At 64.9% G+C, this 15,443-nt stretch carries 14 protein-coding genes and 1 tRNA gene; 12 read left to right on the forward strand and 3 right to left on the reverse strand.

The genetic code is table 11. The features are described from left to right. Positions 1-130 precede the first annotated feature (130 nt). Positions 131-742: a class I SAM-dependent methyltransferase gene (locus ACYVGS_RS06660; RefSeq protein WP_460587890.1), complete on the reverse strand. Its 612-nt coding sequence runs from the start codon at positions 740-742 to the stop codon at positions 131-133. A gap of 225 nt (positions 743-967) precedes the next feature. On the opposite strand from ACYVGS_RS06660, the gene ACYVGS_RS06665 reads away from it, so the two are divergent. The 4 genes from ACYVGS_RS06665 to ACYVGS_RS06680 all read left to right on the forward strand — a co-directional run bounded on the left by ACYVGS_RS06665 (position 968) and on the right by ACYVGS_RS06680 (position 3,481). After that, positions 968-1,222 carry a type II toxin-antitoxin system Phd/YefM family antitoxin gene (locus ACYVGS_RS06665; RefSeq protein ID WP_460587891.1) on the forward strand — a complete coding sequence of 85 codons (255 nt, stop codon included), beginning with the start codon at positions 968-970 and terminating at the stop codon, positions 1,220-1,222. Further along, entirely contained in the window at positions 1,219-1,542 is a 324-nt protein-coding gene (locus ACYVGS_RS06670) for a type II toxin-antitoxin system YoeB family toxin (RefSeq protein ID WP_460587892.1), read from the forward strand. Before ACYVGS_RS06665 ends, ACYVGS_RS06670 begins: the two co-directional genes overlap by 4 nt. A 40-nt stretch (positions 1,543-1,582) precedes the next feature. Next, positions 1,583-2,533, forward strand: coding sequence for a DUF2510 domain-containing protein (locus ACYVGS_RS06675; protein WP_460587893.1), 951 nt, complete (start codon positions 1,583-1,585; stop codon positions 2,531-2,533). Between the two features lie 159 nt (positions 2,534-2,692). Then, positions 2,693-3,481 carry an SDR family NAD(P)-dependent oxidoreductase gene (locus tag ACYVGS_RS06680; protein ID WP_460587894.1) on the forward strand — a complete coding sequence of 263 codons (789 nt, stop codon included), beginning with the start codon at positions 2,693-2,695 and terminating at the stop codon, positions 3,479-3,481. Between the two features lie 7 nt (positions 3,482-3,488). Here the strand turns inward: ACYVGS_RS06680 and ACYVGS_RS06685 are convergent. Next, positions 3,489-3,564: transfer RNA gene (locus tag ACYVGS_RS06685), tRNA-Thr, on the reverse strand. A 113-nt stretch (positions 3,565-3,677) separates the two neighbouring features. Continuing rightward, positions 3,678-4,412, reverse strand: coding sequence for an SIR2 family NAD-dependent protein deacylase (locus tag ACYVGS_RS06690; RefSeq protein WP_460587895.1), 735 nt, complete (start codon positions 4,410-4,412; stop codon positions 3,678-3,680). A 108-nt stretch (positions 4,413-4,520) separates the two neighbouring features. Here ACYVGS_RS06690 and ACYVGS_RS06695 point away from each other — a divergent pair, with 108 nt between their 5' ends. The 8 genes from ACYVGS_RS06695 (at position 4,521) to ACYVGS_RS06730 (ending at position 15,395) form a co-directional block, all read left to right on the forward strand. Beyond that, positions 4,521-6,164 carry a peptide ABC transporter substrate-binding protein gene (locus tag ACYVGS_RS06695; RefSeq protein WP_460587896.1) on the forward strand — a complete coding sequence of 548 codons (1,644 nt, stop codon included), beginning with the start codon at positions 4,521-4,523 and terminating at the stop codon, positions 6,162-6,164. 2 nt (positions 6,165-6,166) lie between these two features. Beyond that, positions 6,167-7,099 carry an ABC transporter permease gene (locus tag ACYVGS_RS06700; RefSeq protein WP_460587897.1) on the forward strand — a complete coding sequence of 311 codons (933 nt, stop codon included), beginning with the start codon at positions 6,167-6,169 and terminating at the stop codon, positions 7,097-7,099. A gap of 1 nt (position 7,100) precedes the next feature. Continuing rightward, on the forward strand, positions 7,101-7,985 hold the full coding sequence (locus ACYVGS_RS06705; protein WP_460587898.1) for an ABC transporter permease: 885 nt from the start codon (positions 7,101-7,103) through the stop codon (positions 7,983-7,985). A 6-nt stretch (positions 7,986-7,991) separates the two neighbouring features. Next, positions 7,992-9,578, forward strand: a complete 1,587-nt coding sequence (locus ACYVGS_RS06710; RefSeq protein WP_460587899.1) for an ABC transporter ATP-binding protein — start codon at positions 7,992-7,994, stop codon at positions 9,576-9,578. Positions 9,579-9,708: 130 nt separating this feature from the next. Beyond that, entirely contained in the window at positions 9,709-11,055 is a 1,347-nt protein-coding gene (locus tag ACYVGS_RS06715; protein WP_460587900.1) for a spinster family MFS transporter, read from the forward strand. Between the two features lie 4 nt (positions 11,056-11,059). Beyond that, positions 11,060-11,641 (forward strand): RNA polymerase sigma factor, encoded by a 582-nt coding sequence (locus ACYVGS_RS06720; protein ID WP_460587901.1) that lies wholly within the window; start codon positions 11,060-11,062, stop codon positions 11,639-11,641. Beyond that, positions 11,638-12,594 (forward strand): FecR family protein, encoded by a 957-nt coding sequence (locus tag ACYVGS_RS06725; RefSeq protein ID WP_460587902.1) that lies wholly within the window; start codon positions 11,638-11,640, stop codon positions 12,592-12,594. Before ACYVGS_RS06720 ends, ACYVGS_RS06725 begins: the two co-directional genes overlap by 4 nt. Continuing rightward, on the forward strand, positions 12,594-15,395 hold the full coding sequence (locus ACYVGS_RS06730) for a TonB-dependent receptor (RefSeq protein ID WP_460587903.1): 2,802 nt from the start codon (positions 12,594-12,596) through the stop codon (positions 15,393-15,395). The genes ACYVGS_RS06725 and ACYVGS_RS06730 overlap by 1 nt, the downstream gene beginning before the upstream one ends. The last annotated feature ends 48 nt before the right edge of the window (positions 15,396-15,443 follow it).

Here is a 15,443-nt window from a genome sequence, read left to right on the forward strand (position 1 = left end):
AGGCAGTCGTACCTTCTCGTGATCAAAAAAGTGCTTGCAATAGAGGAGGAGTCCATACACGATCATTTGATGTTCTCCTTGTCTCGTCGGTAGGCGGTCGTCCGCCGGCACAGCATAGCCGAAAGCGACCTCAGTGCGATACGCGCCGCCACAGCAGCAGCTGGTTGTTGGCCGGCATGGGCTGCTGCATTTCCAGGCTGAGCCCGGAACCTGCGGCGAGGCTCTTGAGGGCCTCAAGATCGCGAATACCCTGGTTGGGCGATCGCTCTCTCAACCAGCTGTCAAAGCGCTTGTTGCTCTCGCTGGTGTAGCGGCCATCTTGATTGAAGGGCCCGTAGAGGCAGAAGCAGCCCCCGGCAGGGAGTAGATCGCCGACACCCCGGAACATGGCCTCAACCTCCGACCAGCTCATGATGTGCGCGGTATTGGCGGAGAACACGGCATCCACCTGAAGGTCCGGCCATGGCCGCTGTGCCACATCCAGGGCCAGTGCGGGCTGCTGCAGATTGGCGGGCGCGTCCCTCGCCAGGCGCTCGCGGCTTTGCCAGAGTGTCTCCAGGTGATCGCTCGGCAGCCAGTGCAGGTGGGGTAGCCCGGTGGCAAAATGCACTGCGTGCTGACCGGTGCCGGTGCCGATCTCCAGTACCCGTTTGCTGTGGGCAAGCCAGTCCCTGAGCACCACCAGAATGGGCGCTTGGTTGTTCTCGCAGGCCTGGGAAAAGGGCAGGTCGGAACTGTGCATGGCGTCCTCCTGGTACATGGGTCACTTGTGAGCTTGTGCAATTAGGCGTACCTGTACGCATAGCTGCCAGAGATCTTGCGAGACCAGTAATAAATTCCTATAAAACATTAGCATATACATTTATTTTTAAGTGAACTCTCATTAAGCTCTGTCGCTCGCACTTGCCGGTGCGGCGAGCCTTTGTTAGAAGGTACAAGAATCTGTTCATTTGTGCAGGGTCCCGCCATGGATGCCATGAGTTATTCCGCCTTTCGGCGCCATCTCGCCTCGGTGTTGGACCGGGTCAATGATGACCGCAAGCCGGTGCTGATCACCCGCCAGACCGGCCGCCCCGCGGTACTGGTCAGTCTGGATGACTACCAGGCCTGGGAAGAGATGGCCCACTTGACGCAGAGCCCGGCCAACACGGCGAGCCTGAACCGGGCGGTCGAGGCGATTGCCGCCGGGGAGGAGGTCCAGGGCGACCTGTTCGAGCTGTGACCCTCCATTGGTCGCCCGCTGCCTGGGAGGATTACCAGTACTGGTCCCGCCAGGCACCCCAGATCCACGCCCGCATCAATGCCTTGCTGGCGGATATCCGGCGACATCCGGAGACCGGGCTGGGCGCACCCCTGCCGCTGTTGGCGGGCTGGTCAGGCTACTGGTCCCGGCGCATCGACCGCAAGCACCGCCTGGTCTATCGGGTGGATGGCAAGCGCCTGCTGGTGGCCCAGTGCCGCTACCACGACGGCCATTTCCTGCGCGCCGCGGACGACTCGCTTTTCAACCCCCTGGAGACACTGGCATCATCGGCTTCCTGAGTTAAGCTGCATAAGATAACAACAGCCAAGGGGGGCGGGCATGCTGGCGCGCATCAAGCATTTTTTCAACACGGTTTCCACCAACTGGTCGGAGGATCCCGCGGCCCGGGGTGCCGCCAAGATGACTGCGGGAGCCGTACTGGTCGCGGAAGGCTTATTTGGCACCCTCCGCGGCGTGGCCAGTAGCGGCAAGAAAAAGAAAGGCGGTCTGCTCGGTGGTCTCTTCGGGGTTATATTCGGGGCGGTATTCATGGGTTTCGGGGGGCTGATGTCCCCCGATGAACTCGCGGACCCGGTGGAAGTCCAGGGCAGTATCGTGGACGTTGAGAGCGGTCGCGACAGCGATGGGCAGACCATGTACAGCGCGGTATACCAGTACACCGTGAATGGCGAGGACTACACCTTTACCTCCGGGGTGCGCTCGAGTGGCCGCCCGACCATCGGTAAGCCGGTGGATATTGTCTATTCCGCCAGCCAACCGGCGAACGCTTACCGCACCGACGGCCTGGACGGCAATTTCCACCTGATATTCCAGGGTACTGGCCTGCTGGTGCTGGTCTTGTCCCTGTTCAGTCTGTTGGTCAGCATTGCGCTGATTGTCCTCGGCGTGTGGCTGTTCCTGCAGGGGCGCAAGGACCGCGAGGAGGCCGGCAGCAGCCAGGGCTTTTTCGCCGATCTCATGTCCCTGGCGCAACGGGCCCGAGAGGGCGGGGTGGATGTCGAGCAGACCGCTGCGGGGCAGAAGGGCCGCAGCCAGGGTCTGGCGAGCCTGCTGGAGGGCGCCGCCGCAGGGGTTGGCGCCGGGTCTGCCAAGCCGACGGCGGCGCCTGGTGCGGATGACAGTGCCATGCCGGCACCGGATGCCGCCAGCCGCCGGGACGCGCCGCCCCCCACCGCGCCGCCCGAGGGCTGGTACCCCGACAGCGAGCAGCCCGGCATGTTGCGCTGGTGGGACGGAGCGCAGTGGACGGCGCATCGGCGGAGTGAATAGCAGCGGCGCGCTGCCAGCCACCGCCCAAAGCGAGGTTTCGCTGGCACTGTAGCGGCCACTTGATTTAGACTAACAGTTGTTAGTCTGCGTGCGTTTGCCCGGCTGTGCCGGTGCAAGCTGCCAATCGACGTGAATTCCTCCGCCAACGGGTTTTTCTGAATGACAGCATTGCAACGTTTCAGCGACAAGGTCGCCATCGTCACGGGTGCCGCCTCCGGTATTGGTCAAGCCACTGTTCTGCGCCTGTTGGCGGAGGGCGCCCGTGTGGTGGGCGTGGATACCAGTGCCGAGGGACTGGCGCAGACTGCCGACCGGGCCAGAGCGGCGTGTGAAGGCGACAACCGGGCTGCCTCTCCGCTGCTGCGCACCGTGGTCTGTTCGGTGGCCGACGAGTCGGCCGTCAAGGCGCTGGTGGCGGGTGTGCTCGAGAAAGAAGGGCGCCTGGATGCGCTGGTGAACATGGCCGGGATTCTGCGCTCGGAACCGACAACATCCACCTCTCTGGATCTCTTTCAGTCAGTTCTGAACGTGAACCTGATTGGTACCTTCCTGTGCTGTCGCGAAGCGCTGCCGGCCCTGCTGGAAACTCGCGGTTGCATCGTCAATGCGGCCTCGACCTCCGCCCAGTTCGGCCACCCCTACATGGCCGCTTACGCGGCCAGCAAGGGTGGCGTGTTTGCCCTGACCCGCACGCTCGCCTGGGAGTACCTGCGCCAGGGCGTTCGCGTCAACGCAGTCGCCCCGGGTGGCATCCTGACCCCGATGGTGGCCGCGCAGGGGGAGCGCATGGGGGAGTTCGACATGAGCCTGTTCGGCCACCTGTCGCGCCCCGATGGTGTGTTTGGCGCGCCGGAGAGTGTCGCGGCGGTGATCGCCATGCTGGCCTCGGACGACGGTGCCCACATGACCGGTGAAGTGGTCAAGGTGGATGGCGGTGTTCACAACTAGGGGAGAGTGGTGCCGGAGATAGGAGTCGAACCTACGACCTTCGCATTACGAATGCGCTGCTCTACCAACTGAGCTACACCGGCAGGGGCGCGCATTATAGCAAGAGCCGAAGGTCTTTGGGCAAGTGCCTGATGCCTCGCGGCTGCCCGGGATTCCGCTGCCGCTCGCGGGGCATTCCTGGGCATCCACAGTCGCATCAGGCGCCGTCTGCCAGCCAGGCCCGGATTTCAGCGAACAGCTCGCCGTTCTCCGCCAGGGCTTCGGTCGCCGGCAGGCGGTAGTGACGGTGGTAGGGCTGGGGTCGAAGCTCCCCGTAGGGGCTCTCCGCGCAGGGGTCGACATAGAGGATGCGCGCGCGACCCAGGCTGCCCCGCCAGGCCAGCTGGCAGAAGGGCAGCACCAGCTCGCTGCTGCCCACCACCAGTACCATATCGTCGCCATCCAGGCTGTCCATCCGCTCGAACAGCTCGGCGTAGACCGGGGCCGCTTCACCGAAGAAGACCACATTCGGTTTGTAGCGACCCGGGGTTCCGGCGTAATCGAATGCTTCGTAAGCCAGGGGCTGGGTCTGGCCACTGTCCAGATCGAGCATTTCCAGCAGAGTGCCGTGGATGTGGCGCACCTCGTTGCTGCCGGCTCTTTCATGGAGGTCGTCGACATTGGTGGTCATCAGTCGCACGCGACCGGGGAAGGTGCGCTGCAGGTCGGCGATGGCCCGGTGGGCGAGATTGGGTTCGACCCCGGCAAGGGCTGTCCGCCGCGCATTGTAGAAGCGGTGCACGAGTTCGTAGTTTCGCTCGAAGGTGTCGATGTGGCACACGTCCTCCACGCGGTGGTTCTCCCACAGGGCATCCGGGCCGCTGCGGAAGGTGGGTACGCCGGATTCCGCGGAAATGCCGGCGCCGGTAAAGATGGACAGCCGTCTGGTCATGGATGTTTTCTCCCGGTTGGCAGCGGGTTTCATGCTACCGGCAACCTCCCCCAAGGGGTAGGTTGAAACGCTGGTATCGGGATCGTTTACAGGCTATCGTGGGATCCCATGCGGTCTTTCATTTGCAAGCTTCTGACACCCCTCATCCTGCTCCTCCTCGTCGGTTGTTCCGCCGGGGAATCCAATGTCAGCCAGGGCAACCGCGAGGGCATTCTGCACTTCGGCAACGGCTCGGAGCCCCAGGGGCTTGATCCGCACGTCGTCACCGGCGTGCCCGAGAGCAAGCTCATCGATGCCCTCTACGAAGGGCTCACCCGCAAGAACCCCTGGACCCTGGAGCCAGAACCCGGAGCCGCGGCCAGCTGGACCTTCAGCGAGGACCGCCGGGTCATCACCTTCAAGCTACAGCCGGAGGGCCGCTGGTCCAACGGCGACCCGGTGACGGCCCACGATTTCGTCTGGTCCTGGCGGCGGGCCCTGGACCCGGCCATGGGCAACCTCTACGCCTACATGCTCTACCCGGTGAAGAACGCCGAGGCCTATGCCACTGGCAAACTGCAGGACCCGGAGCAGCTCGGGGTCAGGGCCCTGGATGACCACACCCTGGAGGTCACCCTTGTCGAGCCGACGCCTTATTTCCTGCAGCTGCTTGACCACTACAGCACCTTTGCGGTGCCGCGGCAGGTGATCGAACAGTTCGGCGAGGCCACCGATCGCTTCACCCGCTGGACCCGCCCGGGCAACATCATCACCAACGGGCCCTTCCGCCTCACCGAGTGGAAACTCAACCGCCGCATTGTGGTGGAGAAGAACCCCCACTATTGGGATGCCGAGGCGGTCCAGCTTAACGGGGTGGTGTTCTACCCCACCGAGAACCTGGTCAGCGAGGAGCGCATGTTCCGGGTCAACCAGCTGCACTACACCAACGACGTGCCGCTGGACAAGATCCCCGCCTACCGGGCCATGCCCGACAGCCCCTTCGTTGAGGCACCTTACCTGGGGACCTATTTCTACCTGCTCAACACCGAGCGCCCACCGCTGGACGATGTGCGGGTGCGCAAGGCCCTCTCCCTAGCGGTGGACCGGGCCAAGCTGGCGCGCAGCGTGATGCACGACCTGGTGACGCCGGCCTGGTCCATCACACCGCCCGGTACCCTCGGCTACCAGCCGCCGAAACTGTTTGGCTACGAGCCGGAGCGGGCCCGGGCGCTGCTGGCGGAGGCCGGCTACCCGGGTGGGGAGGATTGGCCCGGACTGGAGCTGATCTACAACACCAGCGAGAGTCATCGCAAGGTGGCCGTGGCCCTGCAGCAGATGTGGAAGGATGTGCTGGGTATCGAGGTGACCCTCTCCAATCAGGAGTGGAAGGTCTACCTGGACTCGGTATCGGAAATGAACTTTGACATGGCCCGCCGGGGCTGGATTGGCGACTATGTCGACCCGAACAACTTCCTCGACCTCTATCTCTCCGATGGCGGCAACAACAATACCGGCTTCTCCGACCCGGTCTACGACGAGATGATCCTGGAGCGGGCGCCCCAGGCAAAAACGCGAGAGGAGCGTTTCCGCATCTTTCATGCGGCGGAAACCCGGCTGATGGAAGAGATGCCGATCATTCCGGTCTACACCTACGCCAGCAAGCACTTGAAGCACCCCAGTGTGAAGGGGCTGCCCCCCAACCTGATGGACTTCGTCAACTTCAAAACCATCCGCCTGGAGCCGGTGGACGTGCACGAGTTCGAGGTACCCTGAGCATGTGGAAGTTCGTGGCCAGTCGCCTGTTGCAGGCCGTCCCGGTCATTCTCGCGGTGATCACGGTGACCTTCTTCCTGGTGCGCGTCGCACCGGGCGGGCCTTTCGACAGTGAAAAGGCCGTCATACCCGAGGTGAAGGCGGCCTTGGAGGCCCAGTACCGGCTCGACCAGCCGCTGTTCCAGCAGTATGTCGCCTACCTTGGGGACCTGGCCCAGGGCGAGCTGGGGCCCTCCTTCAAGTATCCTGGACGCAGTGTCAATGAGCTGATTGCCGCGGGCCTGCCGGCGACCGCGGAGCTGGGGCTCTACGCCCTGCTGGTGGCGATCTGCATCGGCGGTGTGGCCGGCGTGATCGCCTCGCTGAAGCCGAATACGGCCCAGGACTACATCCCCATGTCCCTGGCCATGATCGGTATCTGCATGCCGACCTTTCTGTTAGGGCCCCTGCTGGTGCTGGTCTTCGGCATTCACCTGGAGTGGCTGCCGGTTTCCGGCTGGGGAGATATGCCCGGCGACAAGTTGCTGCCCAGCCTGACCCTGGGTGCGGCCTACGCCGCGTATGTGGCGCGCCTGAGCCGGGCCGGGATGCTCGAGGTACTGTCCCAGGATTATATTCGCACCGCCCGGGCCAAGGGGCTCCCGGAGTGGCAGGTGATTACCCGCCACGTCCTGCGCGGGGGCCTGATGCCGGTGGTGGCCTTCCTGGGGCCGGCCTTTGCCGGGCTGCTGGCGGGCTCTTTCGTGGTGGAAACCATCTTCCAGATTCCCGGCCTGGGGCGCTTTTATGTCCAGGCCGCTTTCAACCGCGACTACACCATGATTCTCGGCACCACGGTTTTCCTGTCCACCCTGATCGTGTTGTTCAACCTGGCCTCCGACGTGCTGGCGGCCTGGCTGAACCCGCGTCTGCGCAGCCAGTTCGGGGAGGTCTGAGATGAACGAGCCGATTCTCGAGGCCGGCGCGGTGGAGCAGGGCACCTCCCTGTGGAAGGATGCCTGGATTCGCCTGCGTCGCAACCGCCTGGCGGTCTTCGGCCTGGTGGTGCTGGTCAGTTTCGTGATCCTGGCCCTGTTGACGCCCTGGATCGCGCCCTACGCCTACGATGACCAGAACCTGGACCTGGGGGCGACGCCGCCCTCGGCGGCGCACTGGCTGGGTACCGACATTTTTGGTCGCGATCTGCTTACCCAGATCCTCTATGGCGGGCGCATTTCCCTGGCGGTGGGTTTTGTCGCCACCGCGGTGGCGCTGCTGATCGGCGTGACCTGGGGGGCTGTGGCAGGCTATGTCGGCGGCCGTGTGGACGCGGTCATGATGCGCCTGGTGGATATTCTCTACGCGCTGCCCTTCATGATTTTCATTGTCTTGTTGATGGTGGTGTTCGGGCGCAACCTCCTGCTGCTCTTCCTGGCTATTGGCGCGGTGGAGTGGTTGACCATGGCGCGCATCATGCGCGGGCAGGTGCAGACCCTGCGACAGCAGGAGTTTGTCGAGGCGGCGGTTTCCCTCGGCCTGTCCCCGGCGACAATCATCTGGCGCCACCTGGTGCCCAATGCCCTCGGCCCGATCATCGTCTACACCACCCTGACCATCCCCAGCGTGATGCTGCTGGAAGCCTTTCTCAGCTTCCTGGGGCTCGGCGTGCAGCCGCCCCAGACCTCCTGGGGCCTGCTGATTTCCTACGGCGCTGAGACCATGGAGGAGTATCCCTGGCTGCTGATTTTCCCCGGCGCGGCCCTGACCCTCACGCTCTTTGCGCTCAATTTTCTCGGCGACGGCCTGCGCGATGCGCTGGACGTGCGCGGCTCCACGGACTGATCGCCCATGGCCCTGCTCTCCGTCAACGGTCTCAAGGTCGACTTCACCACCCGCAACGGCGTGACCCACGCGGTAGACGATGTCAGTTTCAGTGTCGACAAGGGCGAGATTACCGCCATCATCGGCGAGTCGGGTTCCGGGAAGTCGGTTGCCTGCTACAGCCTGCTGGGCCTGCTGCCCATGCCCCCGGCCAGTATTGAAGGGGGCACGGCAGAGTTCGAGGGGCGCGACCTGCTGCGCATGAGTGTGGCGGAATTGCGCGCTGTGCGCGGCCGGGATATCGCCATGGTCTTCCAGGACCCGATGACCTGCCTCAACCCCTACATGACCGTTGGCGATCAGTTGGTGGAACCCCTGCTGTGTCACCGGCGCATGCCCCGCGAGGAGGCGCGTGAGCGCGCTATTGCCTTGCTGGAGGAAGTGGGCCTGCGCGATCCCGGGACGACCATTGACCAGTATCCCCACCAGTTCTCCGGCGGCATGCGGCAGCGCGTCATGATCGCCATGGCGCTGATCAATGAGCCCAAGCTGCTGATCGCCGATGAGCCGACCACGGCCCTGGATGTGACTATCCAGGCGCAGATCCTGCGGCTGCTGGCGGATCTGCAGAAACGCCACGATGTCGGGGTGATCTTCATCAGTCACGACCTGGCGGTGGTGGCGGACATCGCCGACCACATCGTGGTGATGGAAAAGGGACGCGTGGTGGAGCGGGGTGACCGCCGGGCGATCTTCGAGAACGCGGAGCACCCCTACACCCGCAAGTTGCTGGCGGCGATTCCCGGGGGTAGCAAAGTGCCCGCGGAGTCCGTGGGCGAGGACCTGGTGCGGGTCGATCACCTGTGCACCTGGTTCGGGCAGGGCAAGCACCGCGAACCCGTGAAGGCGGTGGACGATGTCAGTTTCACCATCCGCAGGGGCGAGATCCTGGGCCTGGTGGGGGAGTCCGGCAGCGGCAAGTCCACCATCGGACGTTCCCTGCTGCGCCTGGTGCCGATAACCAGCGGTGAAGTGAACTTCGACGGCGTCGATGTCACTGCCCTGGAAGGCAAAGCGCTCAAGCAGATGCGCCGGCGCATGCAGATGATCTTCCAGGATCCCTACGCGTCCCTGAATCCGCGCATGACGGTCTTCGACACCCTGGCCGAGCCGCTGCTGCTGCACGGCATCGAGTCCCGCAAGAGCGTGGAGCAGGGCGTGCTCAAACTGATGGACGATGTCGGTCTGGCGCGCGCTTTTATCCGCAAGTATCCCCACGAGTTCTCCGGTGGCCAGCGCCAGCGCATTGCCATCGGCCGGGCTCTGGCCACGCGCCCGGAGTTTGTGGTCGCCGATGAGCCGGTATCCGCCCTGGATGTCACCATTCAGGCGCAGATTCTCGAGCTGATGCTGGCCCTGGGGAAGGAGTATGGCCTGACCATGCTGTTTGTCTCCCACGATCTCGCCGTGGTGCGACACATTGCCGACCGTATCATCGTGCTCTACAAGGGGCGCATCGTGGAGCAGGGGCCTGCAGAGCAGCTTTTCGAGCAGCCCGCCGAGGCCTATACCCGCCAGCTGCTGGAGTCGATTCCGGGTCGACAGCTGCTCTAGCGGGTCGCAGGGGGGCTTGCGGCTCCCTGTGCTGGGCCCGCGGCAGAGAATCTGGCGTCGAGCTTGGGAAAGGGGTGAGGTAAGATCCTCCTGCGTACGTCCATAAGTCAAAAGCTGCGAGATTACCGACGTGTCCCAAGCCGAATTCCCCGCACCCTGGCGGGCCAACTATGCACTGCTGTTGCTGCTGCTGGCCTATATCCTGTCTTTTATCGATCGCAATGTGATGGCGGTACTTATTGGCCCGATCCGCAGTGATTTCGCCATCAGCGATTTCCAGTACAGTCTGCTCCACGGCTTCGCCTTCTCCATGTTCTACATCGTCATGGGGCTGCCCATCGCGCGCCTGGCGGATCGCCACAGTCGCAAGTGGATCGTCACCGTGGGCCTGGTGGCCTGGAGCATGATGACTTGTCTGTGTGGCACGGCACGCAGCTTCTTCACTCTCTTTCTGGCACGCATCGGTGTGGGGGTCGGCGAAGCCACCCTGTCGCCGGCCGCCTTTTCCATGCTCGGCGACCTGTTCCCCAAGGAGAAGCTGGCCCGCGCGTTGGCCACCTACAGCCTGGGGATTACTCTTGGTGGCGGTCTCGCCTATGTGGTGGGCAGCACCGTTTACGAGTGGTTTGCCGGCGCCGAGCAGCTGGTCCTGCCGCTGTTCGGGGAAGTTCGCCCCTGGCAGATGACCTTCATCGCGGTGGGGGCTCCCGGTTTCATTCTGGCGATCTTTCTCGGGCTTCTGAGCGAGCCGGTGCGCCGCAGCGGTACCGCGCTGGGCGGTGTGCCGCCCTCCGGCGCGCCGGCATCTGGTGCCCCGGAAGTCCACCATGGTCTGGCCGAGATCGGCGCCCATCTGCGTCGGCACTTCCGTGCCTATGTCGCGCCTATCGGTTCGGTGGCGGTGCTCGGGATCCTGGGTTACGGCACCATGGCCTGGTATCCGGAATTCCTGATCCGGACCTTTGACATGCCGCGGGGGGAAGCGGGCAGCCAGTTTGGTCTGATGTTCCTGATCGCCGGAAGCGTGGGCACCCTGGTGGGTGGCTGGTCGGTGGAACCCCTGATGCGCCGTGGCTACCAGGATGCGCCCCTGCGCATCATCCTGGCGGTGTCGGCGCTGTGGATACTCCCTGCGGTGCTGGGTCCCTTGAGTGGTTCACCGACCATGGCGGTGTGGATGGCGGCTCCGATTGTGTTCTTCCTGAATGCCCACTACGGCGTGGGCGTTGCCGCGGTTCAGTTCATCACCCCGAATCGAATGCGCGCCCAGGTCTCCGCGTTGATGCTGTTTGTCACCAACCTGTTCGGCCTGGCTTTTGGGCCGACGGCGGTGGCCATGCTGACGGACTTTGTCTTTGGCGACGACCTGGCACTGCGCTACTCGTTGGCGGTGCTGCCGCTGCTGGTCTGTCCGCTGGCGATACTGCTCGTGCTTCAGGGCATGCGCGGCTACCGCCAGGCAGCCGAGCTGGAGTGAGGCGATGATGGCTGCCAAACGTCCGGGTGGCGCTCCCGCTGACCCACACTGTGCTAATCTCCGCGCCATGGATAACAAGTCGCCCCTGGAAGATCTCTACCTGAAGCATCGCGCCTCCCTGCAGCGCCATGTCCGCGGTACCCTGGATACCGGTGACGATGCCGATGATGTGGTACAGGAAACCTTCCTGCGCATGCTGAGCAATGAGGGCGCCGGCAAGCGCTTGCGGGATGCCGACTCTCCCGTGGCCTACCTGTTTCGATCGGCGCGCAACCTGGCGGTGGATCGCCTGCGCCAGCTGCGCGCCCGCGGCAGCCACCACAATATCGTCTACCTGGCGGCGGAGGCGGAGTGGGAGTCACCCGGGCCAGAGACGACTCTGCTGTCACGGGAGCGCCTGCAGGCCCTGCAGGCCGCGGTGCGGCGCCTGCCGTCCCGGCGTCGACAGGTTTTCTACCTGCACAAGGTGCGCCAGCTGACCTATCGGGAAGTGGCCGAGCACCTGGGCATCAGTGTCAGCATGGTGGAAAAACACATGATGAAGGCCCTGCGGCAACTGGACCGGGAGTTGGGGGGCAAGTCATGAGTCGCGCCGACCCGCCAGTCTCGCTGTTGCGAGAGGAGGCCCGAGCCTGGCTGTTGCGGATGAGTTCGGGGCAGGCGGGCCCCGAGGACGAACGTGCGCTGGAGGCCTGGCTCTCGCGCTCGGAGGAGCACCGGCGCCAGTTCGCCGAGGTGCACCGCCTGTGGCGTGAGCTCGACCAGCTGCCCGAGAGTGCGTGGCTGGAATCCGAGCCAGCGCGGCAGCGCCCCCGCTGGCTGCCCTTTGCCATGGCCGCTTCCCTCGCGATGGTGTTGCTCGCGGGCGGTCTGGTCTGGCGCAGTCTGTCGGGCGTGGCGCCGGCGCCGAGCCAGTGGCAGTATGCGACGCAGACCGCCGAGCTCCGCTCGCTCGCCCTGGAGGACGGATCTGCCATTGAACTGGGCGCGCGCTCGCGCATCAGCGTGGCCTACGGCGGAGACACGCGACAGGTGGTGCTGCAGGATGGCGAAGCCTTTTTCGATGTGGCTCGCGATGTCGAACGGCCCTTCCTGATTGATGTCGGCGTGGGCACGGTCCGGGTTCTCGGTACCGCCTTCAGTATCCATCGCAACGGCGGCCAGATCACCGTGGCGGTGGCGCGGGGTGAGGTCGCCGTATCCCGCGGCTCCCATCGGGCGACCCTGACCGCGGGACAGCGCCTGCGGCTCAGCCAGACAGAGCTTTATCGGCTGGAAGACCTGCCCACCGGGGAGGTGGCCACTTGGCGCGAGGGGCGGCGAGTGTTCCGCGACAGCCCCCTGGCCGATGTCGTCGCCGACCTCAACCGTTACAGCCCGGTGCCGGTGGTGATTGCCGACACTCGCCTGGCGGGGATGCGGGTGACCGGGGCCTTCGATAATTTCGCGGATGTCGCGGCAGTGCTCGAGACCATCGAGCTTTCGCTGTCGGCCCGCGTCACCCGAACCCCGGAACGGGTGCTGCTGCGCGCGCGCTGATGGTGTCGCGCTGGCTGGCACGGGTTGCGTGTTTGCTCTGCCTGTTCTGTGTGCTCTCCGCGCGCGCTACCGCGGGCGAGACCGACACGCGGGCCCTGGAACTCCCGCCCCAGCCGCTGTCGGAATCACTGCTGGCGCTGTCCGCCGAATTCGGCCGTCCGATCCTGTTTGCGACTGCGCTGACACGCGGCCTGCAGGCACCAGCGCTGGAAGGGCTTGCGGGGCTTGAGGAGGCACTCACCCGCCTGCTCGAGGGGCTTCCGCTTGCATTCCGCGTTGCCGCCTCCGGTGCCGTGGTCTTGTCGGCCGCGCCGGTCGCCACGGCGAAGGAGGCGTCCCTGCCGCCCGCGCCGGAGGAAGAGGTGCTGGTGACAGGCAGCCATATTCCGCGGGATTCCCAGAAACATCTTCCGCTACAGCGGGTGCGCGTGGACCGGGATGAAATGGCACTCAGCGGTATCGCCGAGCTGGGGGAACTGCTGGGTCGGCTGCCCTCGACCTCGGGCAACCAGATCCAGGTGCATAATCTCAACCAGCCGCTGACCGCCGGCGCGACCACGTTCAATCTGCGCAACCTGGGGCTGGGGGCGGCCCTGGTGCTCGTGGACGGCAAGCGCCCCGCCCGTGCGGCGGTTGCCACTACCGAGGGAGAGACCTTCGTTGATGTCGGCAACCTGGTGCCGGCTATTGCCCTGGAGGCTATCGATGTGGTGCACGGGGGGGTGTCGGCAATCTATGGTAGCGACGCAGTCGCGGGTGTGGTCAATCTCCAGACCCGGGAACAGTTTCGCGGGCTGGAACTGGCCCTGCGGCAGCAGTCCACGGATAGCGCCGATCAGGCAGACACGCGGGCCTCCGTGCTGGCCGGTCAGTGGTGGGGAGGTGGCGAGCTGCGCTGGCTGGGCGCGGCCAGCTTCCTGCATCGGACGGCGCTCTCCACCGAAGACCGCGCCTTTGCCCGCGGAACGGCGATCAGTAGTCTGGGATTTCCTGGAACCTTTGTCAGCGCCGACCAAGTGCTTGCGGATCCGGCCTGCGGAGTGGGTAACTCCCGGATCGACCCCGCGACCGGTTTTTGCCAGCTGGATATTTCCGGCTACTTCGACCTGACCCCGCGGGAACAGCGGCTGCAGTGGTGGACCCGACTGGAGCATGTTCCCTCGGCGACACAGCGAGCCAGCGTCACCCTGGCCTACAATCGCGCCGAAGTCGGCGTGCGAGCTTCTCCATCCTTTCCTTTTGCGCGACACATTCCCGAGGTGCCGGCCCACAATCCGGGCAATCCTCTGGGTGAAGCGGCCTATTTCTACGGCCGGGTGCTCGGCGTCGGCTCGCCGGCCTCGCTAACGGAAAGCGATTACCAGCACGCCTTTGTCTCGGCAGAAATCGAGCGGCACATGCCCCTGTTGTCCCTGCGTGCCAGCCTGTCCCACAGTCGCAACACCGCCGACTATGAACGGCGTGACACGCTCAGGCCACAGTTGGAGGCTGCCCTGGACGGGCGCGGCGGTCCCGGGGGCGACCAGTACTGGAACCCCTTGTACGGCAGTGCCAATGATCCCGCACTGGTAGAGAGTTTGCTCGCCGAGTGGGGGATGCGCGGTCGCTCCAGTCTTACCGTCGCCGAGCTGCTGGCATCCACCGACTGGTACACAACGGCGGCGGGACAACATGCCGTGGCGCTTGGCCTGCAGTTTCGTCGCGAGGGTCTCAGGCACAGTTTTGGCCGGGCCTTCAACGAAGGGCGCTTCCTGACCCTGGGAGGAGGACCGGACTTCGGCGGCAGCCAGCGGGTCAGTGCCCTGTTTGCGGAGTGGCACCAGCGTTTCAGTCCGGCCCTGAGCGTGGAGCTGGCACTCCGGCACGAGGACTACGATGGCCGCCTGGGGGTGTTTTCGCCCGGTCTCACCCTGCTCTGGAACCCGCGACCCGCGTTCGCCCTGCGCAGTGCCTGGAGCCGCTCCTTCGCCGCCCCGACGCTGTTCCAGCGGGTCGCCCGCCAGTCAGTGAGTACCGCGGTCAGCGATCAGCAGACCCTGAATACGCCGGTCTTCGTGAATATCGTCGCCGAGGGCTCCCGAGATCTGCAGGCGGCGGTAGCCGACGCCTGGTCAGCGGGGCTCAGCCTGGGAGAGGAGGGGGCCGCGTACCTGGATCTTGACCTGTGGCATTACACCGTCGACGACCTGATCTTCAAGGAGCCCGCGCAGTTGATTGTGGATGCCGCCCAGGCGGGTGACCCCTCGGCCATGGCGCGTGTGCGCCGGGACCCGCTGACGGGCCATATCGAGCGGGTGACCACGGCCTTTGTCAACGGTGCTTCGGTCCGCACCTGGGGGTTGGACGGGCACCTGGGCCGGCGGTATCAATTTGACGGCTTCTCCCTGGGCCCCTCGGCCCGCTTCAACTGGGTGGGCGCCTATCGGGTGGAGGATCATGTCCGAGGGCTGACGCGAGACGCCGTCGGCCAGCTCAATGCCACACTGCCTGGGGTGCGTGCCTTGCCGCGCTGGCGCGGGCAATTGCAGCTGGACTGGCAGAGCGGTGGTCACCAGGGGCGTCTGCAAGTGAACCACGTGGATGCCTACCGCGACGAGAGTGGGGAAGGCGGTGACATCGATAGCCACACCACGCTGGATGCCCACTATCGCTGGACCCGTGATGGCTGGAGTCTGGGTGCCGGTGTGCTCAATCTCACCGACAGGGACCCGCCGTCAGTGCGCGGTTTCCTCGGTTACGACAGCCGCACCCATGACCCCCGCGGCCGCCTCTGGTATGTGGAATTGAACCGGCGCATCTGAGCTGCCTTCTTCGGGGGTGGGGTAAATGCGCCCCGCTTGCGTCTCTCT

The sequence above is a fragment of the Haliea atlantica genome, from assembly GCF_054779855.1.